A 22,132-nucleotide genomic window follows, 5' to 3' on the forward strand; every position below is an offset into this window, starting at 1 on the left:
TAAAAATAAAAACCACGAAACATAATATGAATACTTAATATTCACTCATTGGGTTATAATTGTTTATATAAAGATAATTATTTCAAGTTAATAATACCGTCTAATACTAGGATAAGAATCAAAAACAAAACGGGCTTAGAAATATTTCTCTAAGCCCGTTTTTATAAAAAATAAAAAGAATTTAAAATCTTAATGTATTCAGATTTTTATCAACTAAAAACCCTTGAACAGCTTTCAATGTATATTTTAAATCTTTTTTTGCTCTAAGTTTCAAAACAAATAGATCTTCATTTCCATTTAAAGCTTTTTGATCGCCAATATTTACAAAAGTAGGGTATAATACTTTTTCACCACTAGTATGAAGTCGGTCATTGGTCAGGTTATCCATCCCTTTAACAGCTAACGCCTGAACTGAAATAAATTCGTAATCTTGCGACTGATATGGTAATCCAAAACTGATGGCATTAACAGATTTAAGATCCTTACCTTTAACCATAATTTCAATGATCTCATCCTTCTTATAACTTGCTTTCGGAATCGATAGGCTGATTTCACCTGCAACTTTTTCGACTTTAGGATCTTTGATACCACCATCTAATTGAGTAGCTACAACTGAAATATCATAAGCATCAATTAAATCATTTTTATTAATATCACCGTTACTAACATAGCCTTCAAAATCAGCATCACCCCTTTTCAAACCAGTATAATTTGTATAAGAAGTCAAATCATTTCGATCTATCAAACGATCGTTGTTGATATCACCAGGAATGTAACTCTCTGTACCAGGAACTTTAAAAACATACATTTCACGACCTGAACCAAATCCGCCGACTCCTTCAGTAATTGCTAACTTAACATAACGAGCTGTAGGCTGATTAGCAAAATTGAAGATCTTCAGTTCATCATTATTAGCCCAGTTAAATGCACCTGCTTCTGTCCAGCTATCTTTATCTGCGCTATAATAAACTTTACCTTTCAGCACAATACCGTTACCACGACCTGTACGAGGTAAATAGTGAATCTTATCCAATTGATTAACAGACTTTAGATCTAAAATCATATCAAATGGTAATGCATTTTTACCCCATGCAGTATGCCACATATTACCTTCGTCAAAGTCAAACAATTTATCAACTCCTGATCCATCTTGATTCTCAGCTGTTGTTTCGCCTTTAATATCATGAATAGCAAACTCCAGTGGATTTGACTTCGTCACGGACTTAACTTCAACCCAATCAGAAAAACCACTCTTATTGACAGCTCTTAACTTAAAAGTATACGCCGTTTCTGGACTTAACCCATCAAAGAGCAATTCATTCTCCATGATCGTCGAATAAAGCATATCTTTAAATTCGATCTCATAATAATCAGCATGGTCTACCTTGCTCCATGTCGGCTTCAATGTATATGCAGCTTTATTATCTTCACTAACAATAGCATTTTGAGGCGCAATCAATGCACCCGAAGAAATGCGGAAACGATCCTGTGGATTAAATTCAAATCCCTCCAACAGTAAGCTTACATTATTTGCTGTAATATCTGTAGAGGCCAATTTAATATGTACAACAGGATTTTTAGTAATAATCTGCTTCTCAAATTCACTACCTTTAGTTGCAAACTTATTCATGTTAGGCGCAGCATCATAAAAATAAACATTTTCTTGATTAGCCAATTCTCCTAAAGAATTTACTTCAACCAATTTAACCTTGCGTTTTCCAATCAGTCCAGTCAGTTTTTTAGGTTTTGAAGTAACGTTTATTCTAAATTCTGTTTGCTTATTTTTCACGAAACCATCAAAATCACCAATTGTAGAATTCACCGTAACAGCTAACCGATTTTTTCCGTCTAAAGATGATTCAATTAAGGTAGAAGATCCTTTACCTAATTTATAAGCTTCAGAAACCCCATCATCATCATACTCCGTAAAAGACGTTTTTCCTTCTGGATAGATTTCATAAATACGAAGTCCTTTATTTATTTCATGAACGTTATTGTTTGGATTTGCCATGGGAATAATGGAACCATTTTTTACAAATACGGGCAATTTCCAGATCGGCGAATCAAAATTATTGAGAATAACATTTCCAGTAAATTTATCACCTGTAAAATAATCTACCCAAGTACCCTCTGGTAAATAAATGCCATTACGCACATCATTACCTTTATCATCAGATTTCGTAGCCTGATAAATAGGAGCTACTAAAAAGGAAGGACCGTATAAATATTGATACTGTGTAGATGTTCCTTGTGTATAAGCATTTGGGTACTCTAAGAACAGTGCTCTGATCATCGGTAAACCATCTACTGCTTCTTTAGCAATACTATAAGCATAAGGAATAAGCTGTGATTTTAATTTCAGATAATTACGATTAATTGAGGTAACAGGCTCACCCAGTGCATGTGGATATTTTTCATTCGAACCCCACCCGTCCATATTCAACTCCATTGGAGTAAAAGTTTTCCATTGAAAATCACGAATATTGACCGCATTATTTTTACCTCCAAAAATACCATCCATATCGGATGTAATATTAGGCTGGCCAGATAAACCTGAACCTAAATATGTCGGAATATGGAATCTGATATATTCCCAGACACCACCAGTTTGATCGCCAGACCAAATGCCGGCATAACGTTGCGTACCTGCCCATCCGTCTAATGAAATAGTGAACGGTCGAGCTTCATTTCCATAATAAGGAATAATATGACCAACATCCGCCACACCATTCAATCCAAAAGAATAACCAGCACCTACCCAGGCAACATCCGTTTTCAGAACACGAACTCCAGCATCTCTCACTTCTTTTACGATATCACGTTGTAATAATGCACTGATCTCAGGTTTTGGATGTAAATCAGACTGTGTCCACAATCCAATTTCAACCCCATTCTTACGTGCGTAATCACCAAGACTTTTTAAATTAGCAATATTACCATCTAAAGTTTCTGTCTGTCCGTAACCCGCTCCATAACCATCATTAGGCAACAACCAGCCAAAAGGCATATCATGCTTCCTATAACGATCAATAACAGCACGCGCCGAGAATTGGTAATTATTCAATTCTCCATTTAAAGACTCCTTTATACCGCCATTATCTTTTTGACCTTCTTTATAGCGCTTCCCATCTTCAAACAAGATGCCCTTTTCATCCTCTTTCCAAAAATCTCGGTTGTAAGCATTCAGATGACCTTGATAAAAACCAAACTTCGGAAGTAAAATAGGATTTCCTGTTAATTGATAGAAATCATTCAACAAAGGAACAGCGCCATCATTTACCATGAAGAAGACATCAAGATAGTCGCTGTCATGTGTCAATTGAACTTGTCCTTTTTCTTTTGAACCAAAATCATACTTACCGGGCTTGAAAGTATACCACATAAAACCATATCCTCCGGATGACCAGTAATAAGGAGTAGGCGAAGCAACACCACCGTCGGTCCAGCTATTTTGATTTTCAATAGAGATAACTTTTCCTTTATGAGAAAAACGACCATTCTGAACACCTCCCCCATAAAAATACTCCTCCGGTTTTTCCTGAAGACTTAAAGTTACCTTTCCCTTTTCAAATTGAATAGGTTTTGTAAAAACAATAGACTTGTCTTTATTTTTTTGATTAACAACAGTCAATAAATTAGTTGACTTATCAATAACAACAGAAATTTCATCTGTAGCAATAGTTATCTGATTATTTGAATCGTTAAGATTTAAAAGATGAACAGGCTTTCTGGGATTTGAAACTAATATCGAAGCTGCAGGTTTGGCTTCTGGATCACGAATGATACCTCCGGTATTATCCTGAAACAAACGAAAAATATGTCCTCCGTAAAAATCAAATGTTAATCGTTGATTATCGGAAAATAAAACCTCTATTGTCGTCGCATTTATTTTTTTTGCGCTCACAATAGTTAACGTTGGATTAATTTGCTTCTGCAAAGCCTCTCCCTTGAAATTGGCCTGCGTAGGAGCAATACTAACCATTAAAGGAAATGCCAAAGCAAACATCACCTTTCTGTGTTGTTTATACATTATGTTACAATTTTGTGTTTTCTTATTTTATTTATAGCTGTTTAGACGTTAAATAATAATTTGTTTTAAAACTGTATTTATAGGTCCGTAAATGTAGGAAAGAGATTTGAAAATAAAAGATTGTATCTATTAAAATACATTATTCTTCAATTTAAATTAAAGTGCATATCAATCTGTAACTCCTTCAATCAAATTCTACTTATCAGAAACAGCTATATAGCATTAGCATTTAGATGAAATAACAAAAGGTCAGAACTAAGTTATAATTCTGACCTTTTGCTATTATTATATAAGTTCAACTATTTATTTGAAGGGGCAATACTGTAAAACTTCAGTTCCTCTTTTTTGAACCGATTATTCAATTCAATCAAGACATCATTTTTAAAACCACCACTATTACCCGAATTATCAATCCAGCAACTAATACTAAGGTAAATCATTTCTTCACTTATATCTTGAACGCTAATGCCAATACCCAATTCAGGTTTACTAAAAGTACTATGCTCAACAGCCTCTGTAATCCATGATTTTAAAGTATCAAGTTCAGCTGTACGATCCACCTGAATAACAAAACTTGTTTTTGCATCATCATTAGATAAAGTCCAATTGACCACACGTCCAGATAATAAATCACCATTTGGGATAATAACCTCGGCCCCATCTCCAGTATTTAAGATGCTCGCGCGAATACCAATCTCTTTTACCCTACCCTTTTTATCAGCCAACTCAATGCGATCTCCAACGCGAAAAGGTTTATCAAAAGCTAAAATAATACCCGAAACAAAATTATTAATGATATTCTGCATTCCTAAACCTATACCAACACTTAAGGCTCCAACGATTACCGTCAACTTATCAAGACTAACACCTAAAGCAGAAATAGCTATAAAAAAACCTATAACAATTATAATCAACCTAAATAAGGGAAAAAGGGTCATTTTCTGATCGTAATCAGTACTCAACGTTCCATTTTCACCACCGATCAACAATAAATTCAAATTCTTTTGAAACCAATTAGCAGCAGCCAATATAATTACCGCTAACAATAAATTACCAAAATTAAAATTAATTCCACCGAGCTGATGATTACTGCTCAAAAATTTAGACACCGAAGATGCTAAAGAAGCAGCAAACTGAAGGTTATTCGCCAGCACAATAATGGCTAGTAGAAGACAAACAAATTTCAAAGCATCCCCTGTAGCCTTCAAAGCACGTTCTTCATTAAATCGCAACCAAAATCCTCTCTTCACACGATTTCTTGAAAACTGATTTCTAACATCCTCTTTTATCATCTGCGTGAAAAAAGTCAAGGTAAAAGATTGTGCAAGACCAACCGCACCAGCAATACTAAAACTACGAGAGTGATCAACATAGCCTAAAATATTCAGAATAATTGCACCAATATTTAAAACGGCAAATATGATAAAAACTGGAAGTTGAATATAGCCCGCGGCAGTAGGATCGTTAATATTCTTTTTTAGATAAAACCCTATTCCTAAAGCCACTATATTAAATAAAATACAAACAATCCGCATAATAAGGTCTTCGCTCACAACAGAATTGACAAAGACATCGCATATATAAAAAAGAAGTAAAAATCCTACAATTTTACCATGTTTTACAGTAAATTTCTTTCTTAACAAAAGACCAAATATGGTCATAATTAGCAATTGCATCCCTTGAATAACCAAAGTTGGAGTAACAATGGAAACAATAGGTAATAATGTCAGAAATAGAACAAATGCTTTTCCAACAGGAACCCAATAATTAAAAGATGATTTCGTAGCAGATAGGCTATTGTTATGCTTATTTAATATATAAGCTGTCGAAACAATCCAATAGAGATAAGCAAATACCAAAATAATCAATAACACCCGACTCGTCCACTCAGTCTTATTCACATAAGTATCTAGCGATTTACTCTTTCTGTAATTATCTTTTAAATTATTTAAAATTTTCTCTTTTGTAACTGCGGCACCTCCAGCTTTCCATAATGAACTTTTTACAGCTGATGTATCCGACTTCCCTGCATTAGTTTGCTTAGAGACAGTTTCCTTCACATGATGGGATAAACCATAATAAGCCTTCAAATTATCATTAGTAATACTTACAGACACTTGTAAAGAATCAATTTTACGTTGCACATCTTGTTCTGATGTAGTCAAATAAGTGCTTAACCGCTCATTAGTTTCACTTTGACTATACTTTGATCGAAACCCTTTTAGTTGACTTAAAGTCAAATTAAGACTACGGTTGTAACTTTCTAAACTACTGTGAAATGCATTTAAATCAGCGATTTGAGTGCGAACATAATGCGTCCATGAAGTGACAGAATCTGGAGGAAGCGTTCCAGAAAAATTATTCACCTTCTCAATAAATTCAGTCCGTATATCACGCTTATGTATAGCCTCACTTTCCAATGCGTATGCACGAATATTTGCAATGTATTTTACATTGATCTTTGATAGATCAGCCCGCAGACTATCAACAGTATTATTCGACTGCAAACTAGCGACAGTATCTACAAAATTGCGTCGCATCCTATTTTCTCTACGATTTTCCTTATTACGAGAAGCTTTAACAATGTATTCGCTCTTCCTTGCGCTAATCGTATCAACAGCGATCTGAGCGAAACTTTTATCACTAAAGCAGAGCAATAAAAACAAAATCAATATATAATTAGATGGTTTCATTTAATATTCTTTAAATTAAAAACAAAGGATACTCAAGATGAATGTGTGCAATCAAATTCAAGTTCGACAAAAATAACTAAATATCTACGATTATAAGGAACTAGCAGAACCTTCAGACATCCTTAATCTGAAATAAAAGTTCCAACATTTTTATTTAGAGCTCGAATCGAAATAAATTCCTAAATTCATGTTATGTAGATTACTTTATCAAATTAAAATAAAGGCATTTCCAGAACAGATCTGACAATTGTATCTAGTAACAGGTGTATTACACAAATTGGTCACAGGCTTTTCCTAAAACTTGCGACCATAAAAAACTAAAAAGAAGCCAGAAAATAAGATTTAACTGTTAAACCCAGCGTAGATAGAATTTATATGCTTTTAAAGAATGCTTTCCATAAACGAATAGTTAATTTTTCATTATCGCATGTCTATCGATATACTTAAACCATATAACAGGAATGAATAAGGCATTTCTTACCGCTTTGATAGATCTAAAAAATTAACATAACAAAGTTAGTTTTTCAATTTCTTGAATTTCAAAAAAACAGCACCAACTTAATAAACATCAAAATCAAAGTATGTTTTTTGGTAAGGTTCATGAATTAGAGTAAAATGCCACCATTCTTTAGCATAGCCTTTAAAACCATGTTTCATCATGATGCTTTTCAACATTATTCTATTCTTTTTCTGCGTCGCATTAATTTCCTCAGTATCAAAATGGGATATTGGTCCAAAAAAATCAAAAGGACTTCCCATATCCAATTCCTTATGATCAATAAGAGTGACTATCGTTAGATCGATCGTACTACCTCGACTATGCCCCGATTTACTTGCGATATAACCTAATTTAAATAAATTTCTTTTATCTAGATTCGGATAGAATTCTCTTTTTGATAAAGTGTCATTAATTTGTAGAGCCCATCTTTTAAAATGCTGAACCGCTTTTTGTGGGCGATAAGCATCAAAAACTTTCAATGACATTCCCTGTGCATTTAATTCCTTCTCAACTTTTTTCAAAGCATTTGTCGCTGCAGTACTCCATATAAGGACAGGCGATTTATAACCGTCGATTTTCTTACCAACAAAATTATGTGAACTATAATAACGTAGATCAACATTTATTCCAGGTATGATATCTTTAACATAACTAAAACCTTTCGGTAATTTTTGCTGAGCAAAAATGGTGGTTTGACTAAAAATAAAGATAAAGAAAAGATAGCGATGCATTTTGATTGATAAGTTGTATGCTTGAAGTTAATAAAAATATAGGATACTACTTGAACAACCTGTCGAAATAAAAAGAGAGAATAAAAAAAGCCAGTACTTATGTACTGGCTTGGGGTAAATGATGGGGCTCGAACCCACGACCCTCGGTACCACAAACCGATGCTCTAACCAACTGAGCTACATCTACCGTGTTTGTTGCTACAAAAGTAGAACAATTATTGGTATTTAGAAACTGTTTTTAATCTTTTTTTACAATAAATTTTTACTTCGTTCATAATTAAGAATTTAATTTTCACAAATACAAAATATAAAACCGCACTTGTTAAATAAAAAACAAACAAATTCGCTTTAGAAATTACGTGTGGACAAAAAAACGTAACGCAAAAATATCTACTCTTTGCTAAAACATATTTTTTGTAATCACCATTTCCTATATTTGACTTTTATCAAATTCAATCAATGGCACTTTGATAAAGATGATCGTACTCTGTCTTGTACTTCTGCAAAATCACTTTACGTTTCAGCTTTAATGTAGGAGTAAGTTCTCCCCCTTCAATTGTAAATTCATCTGCAATGATTATAGGTCTTTTGATCTGCTCCCAATTACCAAAATGTTGGTTAGCCATACGCACCTCTTGATTTATTTTTTTAATAATCTGATCTTGCTTCAGAAAATCTGCCTTAGATAATTTTAGAAGATTAGGATTTTCAGATTTGGCCCAGTCAATTAAATGTCCATAATCAGGAACTATAAAAGCAGAAGCAAATTTCATCCCATCACCAACCACCATCGCCTGTTCAATAAACTTAGACTCTACTAATTTTTTTTCAATAGGCTGAGGAGTCACATATTTGCCTCCTGAGATCTTAAATAATTCTTTTTTTCGATCAATAATTTTTAAAAATAGACCGTCCTCCCAAACTCCGATATCACCTGTATGCAACCACCCATCAATAATCGTCTTACTCGTTTCTTCCGAATTTTTATAGTATCCCATCATGATATTTGGCCCCTTCACTAAAACCTCACCATCACTGGCCAATTTTATCTGAACATCCTTTACCGCAAGTCCAACAGTACCTACACGAGTGCCTCTTAAATAATGATTAACAGATATAAGTGGAGATGCTTCAGTCATCCCATATCCCTCATAAATAGGAATACCTGCAGCTAAAAAAACACGTGTCAACTTACTTTGCAAAGAAGCACTGCCAGAAGCAACTGTCTGTAAAGAACCTCCAAGTCCCTCATACCATTTATTTAATACCAGTTTCCTAGCTAGGTTTAATTTAACATCATATGCAAAACTTCTTTTTTGAGGATCGGGATCATAATTTTCCCCTACCGATACAGCCCAATCAAATATTTTACGTTTAAGACCATGCAGGTCATGTCCCTTCTTAATGATCTTTTCATATACTTTTTCCAAAATGCGAGGGACAGCAGTCATTATGTTAGGTTTTACCTCTATTAGATTTTGACCGATCTTATCAAAAGACTCTGCAATGTAAACGGTTATACCGATATAAAAATAAGTGTATATAACCATCCTTTCATAAGCATGACAAGGAGGTAAAAATGTTAGTCCGCGATCATAAGCCTTACATGGGGTAATCTCTCGGGCCGATCGAACATTTGCTATGATATTATCATGTGACAACATCACACCTTTAGGCTTTCCTGTAGTTCCTGAAGTATAAATCAAAGTTGCAAGATCATCAGATTTTACTGCATTTTTCAGTTTTTGAAGATGCCCATCCTCAATATGACTTCCTATTTGAACAATCTCTTTCCAATTCCGTACCTCATCATGCGAACTCATACAGAAAATATACTTGAGCGTATAGATGGAATTTTTAATATTAACAATTCTTTGATAAAGACTCCTTGTACTAACTATAGCAACCCGAATCTCGGCATCATTAAAAATATATTGATAATCAGCATCCGTAATATTTGGATAAATAGCAACAACTACAGCTCCAATTTGTTGAATTGCAAAATCAACAATATGCCACTGCACGCTACTTTCGGCGATTAAACCAACTTTTTCATTAGGCTTGACCCCCAATTCTATTAATCCTTTTGATAGCGCATTAACCTGACCAATAAACTCATCAGTCTTTAGATCAGTCCAGTCTCCATTTATTTTACTGGAGAACATGGCTAGACCGGGATATAATCCTAACTGCCGTTCAGCTAAATCAAATATTCTTAATTTTTCTTCCATTTCAATCCTTAAAAAAATCCACCTTGAGAGTAAGGTCATCTCTTAAACAAAATGCTAAGAGAATAAGTTTACAAAACTAACCAATTGTCAATAGAAAATAATTCAAAATATGAGTCCCAATAAAAGAATCCAAATATTTAAGATCAATTGAATTTATTCTGTAAACAAAAAAGGCCTTGAGTTATTTCCCAAAGCCCTTTTTGAAGGTTATAAATATTTATTTTTTAGACCAACTTTTAAAAAACTGCATGACCTTATTTTTGTCATAGCCTTTACCAGATTCTAAACTACCACTTTCCTGAATTTTAAGGACCTCACCTGTACTATTCATGACAATAAAAAAAGGATATCCTAATTTTAACGAATCAGGTACATACTTTTTAAATATGGCCTCATTTTTATTCTCTTTGGAATAATTAAGATGGTAGTATAGATAGTTATGACGGAGATAATCATTAATCTCAGCAGTTTTATGAATATAATCATTAAATCTCAAACACCAAATACACCAATTACCTCCCGCTTGAATAATAATATTTTTATCCTCTTTATTAGCCTGAGCTATTAGTTTATCTAAATCCTCTTGTGCATTAGCTTCAGGATGATAAGGATATGATAAAGTATCTTTTTCTCCTACAGGCTTCGTTTGTGCAATAACCTGCTGAAAAGTAAAAAAAACAAAGCATAACGTGAAAACTCTTATAATCTTGCGCATACAATTCTATTCAAATGTAAAATCAAATTTAAGGAAAGTAAAGCTTAAAACAAACCTGCATTCATGAGTTTTTATACATTCAACGACGATTCAAGCTCCATACTATAAAAATACTCCACCTGTTCAACCATGAGTTTACTTCCTATAACTACAGGAACACGCTGATGTAATTCAGTAGGCTGAATATCCAAAATCCGTTCACTGCCAGTAGTAGCTTTGCCTCCTGCCTGCTCAACAATAAAAGCCATAGGGTTACATTCATACATCAAACGCAACTTTCCTGTAGGAAAAGATAATGTTTCAGGGTATATAAAAACACCTCCACGAATCAAATTACGATGTATATCAGCAACCATTGACCCGATGTAGCGGGAAGTATAAGGACGTTTTGAAGCCGAATCTTCAATTTGGCAATATTTAATATAGTTCTTGACCGCTTGTGGAAATTTAATATAATTTCCTTCATTGATAGAATAAATCTGCCCACTTTCAGGAATTCTCATATTAGGATGAGATAAACAGAACTCTCCTATAGAAGGATCTAAAGTAAACCCATTCACACCATTTCCGGTAGTATATACAAGCATAGTCGACGAACCATAGATAATATATCCTGCCGCAACCTGCTTCCGCCCCTGTTGCAATAGTTCATCAGCCATCGAAACAGGTTCATTGTTCGCCCTTCTGTATATTGAAAAAATTGTTCCTACTGAAACATTCACATCGATATTAGAAGAACCATCTAGAGGATCAATACAAACCATGTACTTAGCATTCTTGGAAACAACATCATGCGACAAGTCAATGCCCAATTCATGTTCCTCCGAAGCTAAATAACAGCATTCTCCTCCCCTCTGTAGTGCGGAAGTAAATTGAACGTCAGCATAGACATCCAGTTTCTGTTGCACCTCGCCCTGTATATTCATATCCCCGCATGCACCCAGAAGATCAGCTAACCCCGCTTTATTAACTTCACGATTTACCACTTTTGCGGCGATAGCAATATCTCTTAACAATCGGGATAACTCTCCTTTTGCAAAAGGGAAATCAGCCTGTTTTTCAATAATAAATTGACCCAACGTTTTCATATATACACAATGATTTAGCCTTTACATTAGACGGTAGTAAAATAGGTATCTTGATATTTTTTGAAGTTATTCTCAAAAAGTGATTTTAGAGCCATGGCCTGTTCATCATAGGCATCATCATTGCCCCACAATTGCTTGGCTCCTAGAATCTGCTCTGGAACTTCTTGACAAAATGTGGGATACTTTAAATTAAAGATCGGATGCACTTCCATAGGATATTCCTCCAGTTCTCCTGATAATGCGGCCTGAATTAAACTACGCGTATAAGCGAGCTTGATGCGTCTACCCACACCAAAAGGTCCTCCGATCCAGCCAGTATTGACTAACCAAACCTTAGTATCTGGATTCTTTTTTAATCGATCTCTTAATAACTCAGCATACTCCATAGGATGTAATGGCATAAATGCCTGCCCGAAGCAAGCTGAAAATGTAGCCGTTGGTTTTGAAACACCCATTTCAGTACCAGCAACCTTTGCAGTATAGCCATTGATAAAATAATACATGGCCTGTTCTATAGTTAACTTTGATATTGGAGGCAAAACTCCAAAAGCATCCGCTGACAAGAAAAATATATTATTAGGTGCATCAACCAATTTTACATCTTTATAGGAAGAAATATAGGATAAAGGATAAGAAACACGCATATTCTCAGTAATACTTGCATCCTCAAAATTAGGAACAGCTGTACCCTCGTGAAATTTAATATTTTCCAAAAGTGATCCCGATTTTATAGCTCCGCAGATCTCCGGTTCTTGTTGCGGATTTAACCCTAAACACTTTGCGTAGCACCCACCCTCAAAATTAAACACACCATTGTCAGACCAGCCGTGTTCATCATCACCAACCAAATTACGATTCACATCCGCAGAAAGTGTCGTTTTACCCGTACCCGATAATCCAAAGAATAAAGCGGTATCTCCATCTTTACCAACATTTGCAGAACAATGCATGGACAAAACTCCATCCTCAACGGGCAATATAAAATTCAAAATCGAAAAAATACTTTTTTTAATTTCTCCAGTATAACCAGTCCCAATGACCAAGACAACACAACGACTAAAATCAATAACAACACAATTTGGAGCATTAAGACCCAACTCCTGAAAATTAGGAACTTGAAGATCCGAAGCTACAAGAACAGTCCAATCGACCTCAGTATATTCAATACCGTTTGTTTCAATAAACATATTGGAAGCAAACAGATCCTGAGTAGCTTTTGTGGAGACAACTAAAAGATGTTTCGATAAATCATCACTCGATACAACCTGACAATCTCTTACAAAAAGTTCCTTAGCCGATAGATACTCAGTAGTCAAATCATACAATTTATTAAATGCATCTGGAGTAATTGCTTGGTTAACTTCATTCCAAAAAACTCTGTTTTCAGTTATCTCATCCTTTACGAGATAACGATCCTTAGGAGATCTGCCCGTAAATTTACCGGTCAAAATATTCAAAGCCCCATTTTCAGCCAATGAAGCTTCTCCTTTTTGAATAGCATGTCCAATAAGAGCATTTCTATCCAATTGACAAAATACTTCCTTGGGCTGGTGAATACCCAAAGCAGCTAACTGTTTAATCTTTGATAAAGTCATACTTTTGTTTTAAAATATTGTTCAAATCTAGCTAAATATAACACATAGATACAAACAAAATTTAGCTTATTGTTGAAACTACACATTTATAATACTTTGAAAATAAACGTGTTATAATCACAAATTAATTTAAATATTATTTAAACAGCTAAAATTAAGACATAGATTTAAACATATTTTTGCTAAAAAAAACAAATCGCAATTCAAAAATAAAGCCCTTGAAATTTAGAATAACAAGGGCTTTGTAAAAATGAATATATTTTAGACCTAAGATTTGACTACAATAGATTGTTTACTAAACAACTTGTATTTTAATATTTCTTCGGAGAGTTTTGAGATAGCATATCCAATAATAGTCACATCATCTATCCATCCCAACACCGGAATAACGTCTGGAATAGCATCTAATGGCGATATCACATATATTATGGTCGCAACGATAACGGATAAATTCCACTTATTCATTTTGTATTTTCCCGAAAATGTATCCTTACACATTGCTATCAACAATTGAAAATCTTCCTTTCGAACATCCAAATTTTTCGCCTTTTGTTCAGCTTCCTCTAAATCCGCCGACGTAATTTTATGTGTTTTAAATCTTTCAAATAGAGCCAGAGCCTTACCTAGAAATTGTTTCTTCATGTCCTTAAATTATAAAAACCACCCGTTAAGACTAAAATATAAGATCAAAGTTTAATCTCAACAATGGTGCAATGTATATTTACTTCAATATCTATTCCAATAAACTATTATATCTCAAAAATAATTAAATACGTTAAGACAGAAATAATCTTATTTATTATCAGTAGCTTTAGTAAGAATTATTATTCACTTAAACATAACTGTTATGGCAAAGGAACAAAATGCGGTAAAGAATGATAAAAAGAAAGCTGAAAAGACGCTAAAAGAAAAAAGAGCTGAGAAAAAAACAAAGAAAGCTAGTAAAAGCAAATCCGAATAAAATAAAATCCCCTTTACTTTTGTAAAGGGGATTTTATTTTATTCGGATACTAAAAATTAATTGAGATATTTCTTCATTGCCACCTTCAATCGTTCGTCATAACCATAGATATCAGGAAATTGTTGAATTTTATCATCCCCATCTAACCAAGTCGTGTAATAAGATAGGTAAACAGGGATGCCCTCTTTCATTTTCACCCATCTGGAATTATTAACTGAATCTTTGATTTCTGTTGCAATTTTTTCCGCCTCTTTCTCATTATTAACTAAAAAAGCAGCTAAACTGGTAGGATCTTCTACACGTACACATCCATGACTCAAAGCACGGTTACTCACCTTAAATTTCTGTTTAGCAGGAGTATCGTGAAGATAAATAGCATAAGGATTTGCAAAGATGAACTTTATATTCCCTAATGAATTATCAAATCCAGGGTTTTGCTTAAATTTAAAATTCTCTACCGAATCTGCCTGCCAATTTATTGTATAAGGATCAACGATTTGCCCCTTTAGATTATAAACCACCATATTCCGACTCTCAAGATAACCTGGATTAGCTCTTACACTATTTAACAGTTCCTTTTTCACAATACTTTTAGGTATATTCCATACAGGATTAACTTGCATTCTATCCAGTACACCGCGCATCATAGGAGTTTCGTGATTTTCCCCTGTTTTAGCAAAAGCTTTGTTTTCAGTCTCTCCCACACAAACATTCATCGTTTGTTCAACAGCCCCTGCTGTGATCATCTGAAGTTTCATTTCCGGAATATTCACGAAAACATATTTATCAGGAAAATCTTCCCCCATCCACCGCAACCGTTCCATGGTCATCAAAACTTTGACACGTTCTTCCTTATTAAGATCTCCTTCAAGCAACAGATGCTGAAATTTTCTATAAATCGAATTTGTAGGTTGAGCATGGTTCACAACCTCCGAAACATTTAAAGCACTATCCAGCAAGTGCTTTGCCTTATCTAACGAATATCGTTTATGCCCGACAAAATACCTTCCGTAAAGTTTTTTAGGATTTACAATACCGTTTTCCAATACGTTCAAATAGGCAACCAAAGCATCTGAAGAAAGAACTTCCACTTTCGCCAACAATTGGTAAGCCTCATTTAAATCCGTTATTTGCTTACTTTTTAGCCGATTCAAAGCACGGCTAATTTCTACAGTATGAAAAATTGAGGGATCAATACCATGTTCTTCAGATCTTTCTAGATAGTACAATAAAGTATCTGTACCACCCGTAAACAACTGATTAGGTATCCAGGTAAAACCACGAGAGGAATCTGCTAATACACGCATCCATTTCGGGTTAAACAAACGAGAGTTATCACCTTTTAATTCTTTCTCAATAGCAGAGAAATATGCCGTACTATCAAAATCTTTAAATATCTCTTGATCAAATGACTTTGCTAAAATATCACCAAATGTGGGCGGATCTGTTTGACAAGATGAAAAGGAAAGTATAAACAAAAAATATACAAGCACTAAATTTCGCATAATATAATTAAGAAATTGCTCAAAAGCTCAAAGATAACAATGTTTCAAATGATATTGAAATTTGTTATTACAACTACCCTAATTGTCAAGGTACCGCTACAACCTTATAAAACGAACAGAGCCTAAAATAATGTAATTTTAGGCTCTATTAAAGGTTAAGAAAGACTTAAACTGTCTGTAGATACTGTGCAAAACAATACCCCTCTTCATTATCTTTTGTCCGAACTAACCACCACTGGTCATTAGCTTTACTAATCAATGTGATGATTTCATCCTTTGCAGCTTTCCCAACGATAGGCTGATCAGTACCAGGTCCTTTACGAATGTTCAGATTTGAACTATCAGTAATAACCCTGACCTCACTTCCTGGAACCTCAGTAGCTACCTCTACATCCATAACCACATCTCCTGTTGCAAAATTTGGGTCTATATTTCCATATATTTCCCATAATTTATTCTTAACATCTGCAGAAGGGGCAGTACCCCTAATTTGCAATACGCCATCCTGCTCGGCATAATTTAAATCATTAATACCAGATGATCTCGCAGTATCCAATAATACTTTATATTTTTCTTCTAAAGCCATGATATTCGTTTTTTGAATTAGTTATTTAGTGACAACCGCACTCAGATCAACTTTTTTGGGATGTAAATTATCCAAAGCTTGTTTTAGTATTACTAACTTTGCTTTTTCAATAGTTCCAGTTACTGAAATAACTCCATCTTTAACAGTAGCCTGTACAGTTGGAAAATCTTTTGTAGCATCAACAATACCTTTAGCTAATGATTCATCCACAGTATTAACAGAAATCTCTGCCGGAGGAACAGCTTGCACGATAATATTATTCACAACAGACTTGATAGACTTATCAGCAGCTTTGACGACAGTTTCAATCTGAGCCTTCTCTGCATCTGAAGATGCGAAACCTTCCAAAGTAACGACACCATCCTTAACCGATGTCGTTATACCTTGATGGCTAGTAATCACCGTTTCTACTTTAGCTTTTAAATCAGCATCAGAAACTTTAGATTTACAGGAAGGCATTGCAACAGCTAAAGTGCCCGCCATCATTAACATTGGGAATACTCTTTTTAACTCCATAATCACAGTTTTTTATTTTTTTTAAAGCCTAAATCATCCAATATAGACACTTAAATCTAAACAATTATCAGAGTAAATAGTTTCGATTCCCAAACTAATTAATAGAAAGTAGACGTTGTTCTACATTATTGAAGACAAATGATTCCCCAACTTTCTTTCGTAAAAGCAACTTTCCGATTGGCGATTGATTAGATATTACAAACACCTTATCATGATCGATTTTCACAACACCAATGCTAATTGCTATAAAATAAATACCCAAATTTGTTTCCACTATACTTCCATTCTGTACAAAATCCAAATGATTAGGTTCAAGAAGCCCCGTTAATATTAATTCATCCTTTTTTGCTTCTGCCAACTGCATTTGACATCTCGCGATATCCTGTTGCATCATTTCGCGCGTAGTTTCATATTTATCACCCGCACTACTTTTAGTATCATCAGTACTTGCCTCGTGAGCCGATTTCAATGCCAGTTCTAAGTTTGCAATGCGATCCTCAACATGTAATTTACATGATGACATTAACGACGATCGTAATAAAGTATAATCCTTCTCCATGATTGCAAACTAGGGATAAAGATTTAAAGAAAAAAATCAAAATAAAAGTAACTAAAAAACAGGATGATACAGCTCACAATACATTAAAACAGCTTTAAATGCCAAAATAAATTTGGTATTGAGCTTAAAATTTGTACTTTTGTGACGGAGAGCTGGCAGAGTGGTCGAATGCGGCAGTCTTGAAAACTGTTGACTGTCATAGGTCCGGGGGTTCGAATCCCTCGCTCTCCGCATCCTAACAAGGAGAAAGTATCAAAACCCTACAAATTATACAATTTGTAGGGTTTTTCTTTTATACGCACATATCGTTTTTTTCAATACCTCTCATTTCCAGCGAGACCCTAGCGAGACCCTTAAATATGGTTAGCTAGGGTCTCGCTAAAATGAACCGCTAGATGAGCACTGAATAAAGGCATTACATGACCAGTCGTTGAACATCTTGACAGTTTATATCCAATAGAATAAATTGAATATTGAAATAAAACACCACCACAATGAGCAGTCAAGTTACCATCTACATGTATGCCCGTGCAGTAAAAGCCAACAAAGCAGGCCAGCATCCCATTTATATACGGATCACTATACAAGGTAAACGAACAGAATTCTCAACCAAAAAATTCATCACGCCATCCAAGTGGGATCAAAAAACGATGAAAATGAAAGGTACCAACGAAGAAGCCCGTTCAATAAATAGCTATCTCGATACCATTAAAAACAAGCTAATACAAACACAAATTGTATTAGAATACCAGGGCACGGAATTAACATTAGAAAAATTCATGGGCGCTTACCTAGGCAAGAACATACTAAGAGAAAGAACCCTCATCCCTATCTTTCAAGATCACAACAATAAAATCAAAGCCCTAATAGGAATAGATTATTCCGAGGGAACACACGAACGTTACGAAACGTCGTTAAAACATACCCAAGAATATATCAAATTTCAATACGCTACTAACGATATAGCCATCACCAAGATCGATCACGCCTTTGTTACAGGTTACGACTTCTATCTGCGGACAGAAAAAAGCTGTAGCAACAATACCACAGTCAAGTACATCAAGAACTTTAAAAAGATCATAAGAATTTGCTTGGCCAATGGCTGGATCAGTATGGATCCATGTCTAAATTATAAAATCAAGCTTCAAGAAGTAGAACGCAATATCCTCACACAAGAAGAGCTGGAAATCATCGCCACCAAAGACATCACAATCGAACGTCTGGACGCCGTACGCGACATATTCCTATTCTCATGTTTTACCGGACTAGCCTACATCGATGTCAAACAATTAACACCCGCTAACCTTATCAAAGGAATCGACGGTCAACTTTGGATAGATACCAAACGTCAAAAAACAAACACACCATCGCGTATACCATTATTAGGATCAGCATTAGATATCATTGCAAAATATCAAGATCACCCCAAGTGCAACAATGAAAACACATTATTGCCAGTAGCCAGTAATCAAAAAATGAATGCCTATCTCAAAGAGATTGCCACAATCAGCGGAATAAACAAAGAACTGACCTTCCATTGCGCTAGACATACATTTGCAACAACAGTAACACTTTCAAATGGAGTGCCTATCGAATCCGTTTCCAAGATGTTAGGGCACAAAAGCATCCGTACAACACAGCACTATGCAAAAATAACAGACAGAAAAGTAGCAAATGACATGGACAATCTTAAAGCAGTATTAGAAATGCACAAAACAAAAACAATAAAGAAAACGAGCTAGCAATATACTTGTTACAAGAAATAAAAGGTTCGAAACGATATAATTTTTAAAATTGAGGTTTACGAACTTTTCTTAACGATAATGAATCAAACCTTTCATAAAATTAATGAAGATATTACTTCCTACATCAAAAATTTGGAAGAAAAGTATCAGCATGACAGCTCACAGATTACCGAGATGGCCATACAGTTTATCTCAGGTAGACTCGAATACGTAAAGGAAAAATTTGAATCGATACCAGATATAAGTGCCGAGGACGAAATCTTTTATTTTAAAAACATTAAATGCCATCTACTGGCACTACTCCAGTATTACTACATGGTGCAGAAAATTGAAATTAAAAAGCCAGCTATACCACTAAGAAAAATAAAGAAGTATTATCTAAAAGCACTTTACAGGATAAAAAGCAAAATCAGTGATAATCACTTTTTTTATAACTATTATAAAACAAACTCCAATAAATTAGATCAACAGTTCTTTAGAAGACTGAAGAACGATTTCTTTCTGCCAAATGCTGATATGATCATAGATATTGACAAGAGATATACCACACCATCTGTCAGCATCTTTGCCAAAGTAGAAGCACTTGAAATGACCAGGCACTATCTCAAGAAAAAGATCAAGTCTTTTACCAGATCCAGTACCATCATACAGGAAAAGAAATCCAAACTTAAATGGACAGCCTCAAAGGCCGATCTCATTGAATCCATATACGCATTACATTCCTCCGGTGTATTCAATAATGGAAAAGCAGATCTCAAAGAAATAGCCGAATACTTTCAAGAAGTATTCGATCTCGACTTAGGGCAGTACAACCGAGTATTTTTCGACATCCGTGCACGCAAAAACAATAAAACAAAATTCCTAGATTCACTAAAAGACTCCTTAGTCAAAAGAATTAAAGATACTGATAGCGAGATATTTCCATAATTATTTTTCACAAGTTGGTAACAACTTGTGAAAAAACCATTTATATAATATCCAATTTTACAGTTCACCATAAATCAAAAAGTTATGTCAGTAGAGATTTTGACCAAAGAAGACCTGATTAGATTCAAAATTGAATTAATTACCGAATTTAAAAACCTAATAAACGAGAGAAATGATCAAAAGAAGAAATGGCTACGCTCAAAAGAAGTCGAACAACTATTAAATATTTCACCAGGCACATTGCAAAACTATCGCATTAATGGCAATATCAAGTGGAGCAAATTCGGTAACACCTATTTTTATTCATTAGATTCCATCAATCAATCCTTTGATGACAATTCATCAGCACCATTTTCTTAAAGAGCCAGATCATGAACTATATTAAGCAGTTAACACATTTTTTCAACAAATCATCTGTAGATCCCTATTTTACCCCAACACATATGAGTCTCTTTATGGCACTTTTTCAAAGTTGGAATCAGGCACGCTTTACCCAGCAGATCCAGATTATCCGCGACGATATCATGCGCCTTAGCAAGATCAATTCCAAAGCAACATACCACAAAGCAATGGCATTTCTCCATACCAACAGATATATTGAATATAAGCCCTCTTACAACCCGTTAAAAGGAAGCCAGATCTCATTTTTTCCGACAAATTCACCCGTTAGCAGTTCAAAAAATGAACCCGTTCATATTTTGACCACAAGACCATTAAACGAGCCATATAATAAACTATCTAGTACTAATATTATCATAGATAATATCAGTACCCACTCGCGAGAGAAAAAGAAAAAATCAAATCAGGAAATAGATAGGTCACAATTTTCAATTCCTCAATTTAAAAAAGAAAAAAGTTCCGCAAAAAAAGAAAATACAATACCGCCCCCACCGCACCAGGTCGAAGAGTTTTTCCTCAGCCAGCACTCCACCATCCAGGAAGCGCAAAGGTTTATCAATCATTACACCGCCAACGGATGGTTAGTTGGCGGAAAAAGCCCAATGATAGATTGGAAAGCTTCAGGAAAAAATTGGATATCAAACGCAGTCAAATTCAACACAAATGCAAAACAGGATAAGTCACCAAGAGCACAACAGCTACACAGTAATGCAAATAAAAACTATTTCGAACCACTTTGATTACAATCAGGTATTCGCCTTTCTTGAGCAAAAAGGAAAAGAACTTTATGGAACAAAATTTCAGATACACCAGGAAGATATAGCAACTATCCTCAAGCTCGCAGGATATTTTCTCCAAGATCAGGAATTATGTCAAAAACAAAATATTGATCTCAACAAAGGAATCATGCTTACTGGTCCTATCGGTTGCGGAAAAACTACATTGATGAACCTTTGTCGACTACTCTGCAGTATTGAAAACAAATTTGTTGTAAAAAGCGCCAGAGATATCACATTTGAATTTATCCAAGATGGTTATGAAACCATCCACCGGTATAGCCGTGGGAAAATCTATTCCAGTGAATTCCGCAACTATTGCTTTGACGACCTTGGTACCGAAAAGAACATGAAGCACTTCGGAAATGAGTGTAACGTACTCGCAGAGATACTACTCTCCAGATATGATCTATTTGTGGCAGGAAAACTCAAGACACATATTACGACAAATCTTTCGGCAACCGAATTAGAAGAAGCCTATGGTAACCGGCTCCGGTCACGGCTCCGCGAAATGGTAAATCTAATCGGTTTCGATATGGCAGTACAGGACAAAAGAAAATGAGGCGAATATTCGCC

The 22,132-nt window shown here is 34.8% G+C and carries 17 protein-coding genes and 2 tRNA genes; 6 read left to right on the plus strand and 13 right to left on the minus strand.

Translation table 11 applies throughout. The features are described from left to right. Positions 1-181: 181 nt before the first annotated feature. From JAZ75_RS22635 to JAZ75_RS22695, 13 genes are all read right to left on the minus strand, one after another. A complete protein-coding gene (locus tag JAZ75_RS22635; RefSeq protein WP_208698693.1) occupies positions 182-4,030 on the minus strand; it encodes a TIM-barrel domain-containing protein in 3,849 nt (1,282 codons plus the stop codon). 299 nt (positions 4,031-4,329) lie between these two features. Then, entirely contained in the window at positions 4,330-6,723 is a 2,394-nt protein-coding gene (locus JAZ75_RS22640; RefSeq protein WP_208698695.1) for a mechanosensitive ion channel family protein, read from the minus strand. Positions 6,724-7,281: 558 nt separating this feature from the next. Continuing rightward, positions 7,282-7,953, minus strand: coding sequence for a M15 family metallopeptidase (locus tag JAZ75_RS22645; RefSeq protein ID WP_132772084.1), 672 nt, complete (start codon positions 7,951-7,953; stop codon positions 7,282-7,284). A 110-nt stretch (positions 7,954-8,063) separates the two neighbouring features. Next, a tRNA-His gene (locus JAZ75_RS22650) sits at positions 8,064-8,140 on the minus strand. 265 nt (positions 8,141-8,405) lie between these two features. Beyond that, positions 8,406-10,184, minus strand: a complete 1,779-nt coding sequence (locus JAZ75_RS22655; RefSeq protein ID WP_208698697.1) for an AMP-dependent synthetase/ligase — start codon at positions 10,182-10,184, stop codon at positions 8,406-8,408. A gap of 217 nt (positions 10,185-10,401) precedes the next feature. Continuing rightward, entirely contained in the window at positions 10,402-10,899 is a 498-nt protein-coding gene (locus JAZ75_RS22660) for a thioredoxin family protein (protein ID WP_132844036.1), read from the minus strand. Between the two features lie 71 nt (positions 10,900-10,970). Then, complete coding sequence (gene fbp, locus JAZ75_RS22665; protein ID WP_132771990.1) at positions 10,971-11,987, minus strand: class 1 fructose-bisphosphatase; 1,017 nt, start codon at positions 11,985-11,987, stop codon at positions 10,971-10,973. 26 nt (positions 11,988-12,013) lie between these two features. After that, complete coding sequence (gene pckA, locus JAZ75_RS22670) at positions 12,014-13,582, minus strand: phosphoenolpyruvate carboxykinase (ATP) (protein WP_132844038.1); 1,569 nt, start codon at positions 13,580-13,582, stop codon at positions 12,014-12,016. Between the two features lie 267 nt (positions 13,583-13,849). Beyond that, complete coding sequence (locus JAZ75_RS22675) at positions 13,850-14,224, minus strand: YkvA family protein (RefSeq protein ID WP_021189754.1); 375 nt, start codon at positions 14,222-14,224, stop codon at positions 13,850-13,852. Positions 14,225-14,599: 375 nt separating this feature from the next. Further along, positions 14,600-16,048: a L,D-transpeptidase family protein gene (locus JAZ75_RS22680; protein ID WP_208698699.1), complete on the minus strand. Its 1,449-nt coding sequence runs from the start codon at positions 16,046-16,048 to the stop codon at positions 14,600-14,602. Between the two features lie 166 nt (positions 16,049-16,214). Then, positions 16,215-16,634, minus strand: coding sequence for an SH3 domain-containing protein (locus tag JAZ75_RS22685; RefSeq protein ID WP_021189752.1), 420 nt, complete (start codon positions 16,632-16,634; stop codon positions 16,215-16,217). Between the two features lie 21 nt (positions 16,635-16,655). Beyond that, positions 16,656-17,150 (minus strand): BON domain-containing protein, encoded by a 495-nt coding sequence (locus tag JAZ75_RS22690; protein ID WP_208698701.1) that lies wholly within the window; start codon positions 17,148-17,150, stop codon positions 16,656-16,658. Positions 17,151-17,244: 94 nt separating this feature from the next. Continuing rightward, positions 17,245-17,673 carry a GreA/GreB family elongation factor gene (locus JAZ75_RS22695; RefSeq protein WP_037526077.1) on the minus strand — a complete coding sequence of 143 codons (429 nt, stop codon included), beginning with the start codon at positions 17,671-17,673 and terminating at the stop codon, positions 17,245-17,247. A 182-nt stretch (positions 17,674-17,855) separates the two neighbouring features. Here JAZ75_RS22695 and JAZ75_RS22700 point away from each other — a divergent pair. From JAZ75_RS22700 to JAZ75_RS22725, 6 genes are all read left to right on the plus strand, one after another. Then, positions 17,856-17,940: transfer RNA gene (locus JAZ75_RS22700), tRNA-Ser, on the plus strand. A gap of 263 nt (positions 17,941-18,203) precedes the next feature. Next, positions 18,204-19,451: a site-specific integrase gene (locus JAZ75_RS22705; RefSeq protein ID WP_208698703.1), complete on the plus strand. Its 1,248-nt coding sequence runs from the start codon at positions 18,204-18,206 to the stop codon at positions 19,449-19,451. 81 nt (positions 19,452-19,532) lie between these two features. Next, on the plus strand, positions 19,533-20,381 hold the full coding sequence (locus tag JAZ75_RS22710; RefSeq protein WP_208698705.1) for an RteC domain-containing protein: 849 nt from the start codon (positions 19,533-19,535) through the stop codon (positions 20,379-20,381). Positions 20,382-20,465: 84 nt separating this feature from the next. Then, complete coding sequence (locus JAZ75_RS22715; RefSeq protein ID WP_208698707.1) at positions 20,466-20,741, plus strand: helix-turn-helix domain-containing protein; 276 nt, start codon at positions 20,466-20,468, stop codon at positions 20,739-20,741. Between the two features lie 11 nt (positions 20,742-20,752). Then, positions 20,753-21,520 carry a transcriptional regulator gene (locus JAZ75_RS22720; protein ID WP_208698709.1) on the plus strand — a complete coding sequence of 256 codons (768 nt, stop codon included), beginning with the start codon at positions 20,753-20,755 and terminating at the stop codon, positions 21,518-21,520. Beyond that, positions 21,489-22,118, plus strand: a complete 630-nt coding sequence (locus JAZ75_RS22725) for an ATPase (RefSeq protein ID WP_232789303.1) — start codon at positions 21,489-21,491, stop codon at positions 22,116-22,118. The genes JAZ75_RS22720 and JAZ75_RS22725 overlap by 32 nt, the downstream gene beginning before the upstream one ends. Positions 22,119-22,132: the final 14 nt, after the last annotated feature.

This window comes from Sphingobacterium sp. UDSM-2020, assembly GCF_016132525.1.
Lineage (GTDB): Bacteria > Bacteroidota > Bacteroidia > Sphingobacteriales > Sphingobacteriaceae > Sphingobacterium > Sphingobacterium anhuiense.

Bases quoted from the DNA above. Each gene is read 5' to 3' on its own strand.
- JAZ75_RS22655 (WP_208698697.1), bottom strand. From the start codon at position 10,184: ATGGAAGAAAAATTAAGAATATTTGATTTAGCTGAACGGCAGTTAGGA.
- JAZ75_RS22720 (WP_208698709.1), top strand. From the start codon at position 20,753: ATGAACTATATTAAGCAGTTAACACATTTTTTCAACAAATCATCTGTA.
- JAZ75_RS22660 (WP_132844036.1), bottom strand. From the start codon at position 10,899: ATGCGCAAGATTATAAGAGTTTTCACGTTATGCTTTGTTTTTTTTACT.
- JAZ75_RS22675 (WP_021189754.1), bottom strand. From the start codon at position 14,224: ATGAAGAAACAATTTCTAGGTAAGGCTCTGGCTCTATTTGAAAGATTT.
- JAZ75_RS22635 (WP_208698693.1), bottom strand. From the start codon at position 4,030: ATGTATAAACAACACAGAAAGGTGATGTTTGCTTTGGCATTTCCTTTA.
- JAZ75_RS22705 (WP_208698703.1), top strand. From the start codon at position 18,204: ATGAGCAGTCAAGTTACCATCTACATGTATGCCCGTGCAGTAAAAGCC.
- JAZ75_RS22685 (WP_021189752.1), bottom strand. From the start codon at position 16,634: ATGGCTTTAGAAGAAAAATATAAAGTATTATTGGATACTGCGAGATCA.
- pckA (WP_132844038.1), bottom strand. From the start codon at position 13,582: ATGACTTTATCAAAGATTAAACAGTTAGCTGCTTTGGGTATTCACCAG.
- JAZ75_RS22695 (WP_037526077.1), bottom strand. From the start codon at position 17,673: ATGTCATCATGTAAATTACATGTTGAGGATCGCATTGCAAACTTAGAA.
- fbp (WP_132771990.1), bottom strand. From the start codon at position 11,987: ATGAAAACGTTGGGTCAATTTATTATTGAAAAACAGGCTGATTTCCCT.
- JAZ75_RS22680 (WP_208698699.1), bottom strand. From the start codon at position 16,048: ATGCGAAATTTAGTGCTTGTATATTTTTTGTTTATACTTTCCTTTTCA.
- JAZ75_RS22715 (WP_208698707.1), top strand. From the start codon at position 20,466: ATGTCAGTAGAGATTTTGACCAAAGAAGACCTGATTAGATTCAAAATT.
- JAZ75_RS22690 (WP_208698701.1), bottom strand. From the start codon at position 17,150: ATGGAGTTAAAAAGAGTATTCCCAATGTTAATGATGGCGGGCACTTTA.
- JAZ75_RS22640 (WP_208698695.1), bottom strand. From the start codon at position 6,723: ATGAAACCATCTAATTATATATTGATTTTGTTTTTATTGCTCTGCTTT.
- JAZ75_RS22710 (WP_208698705.1), top strand. From the start codon at position 19,533: ATGAATCAAACCTTTCATAAAATTAATGAAGATATTACTTCCTACATC.
- JAZ75_RS22645 (WP_132772084.1), bottom strand. From the start codon at position 7,953: ATGCATCGCTATCTTTTCTTTATCTTTATTTTTAGTCAAACCACCATT.
- JAZ75_RS22725 (WP_232789303.1), top strand. From the start codon at position 21,489: ATGCAAATAAAAACTATTTCGAACCACTTTGATTACAATCAGGTATTC.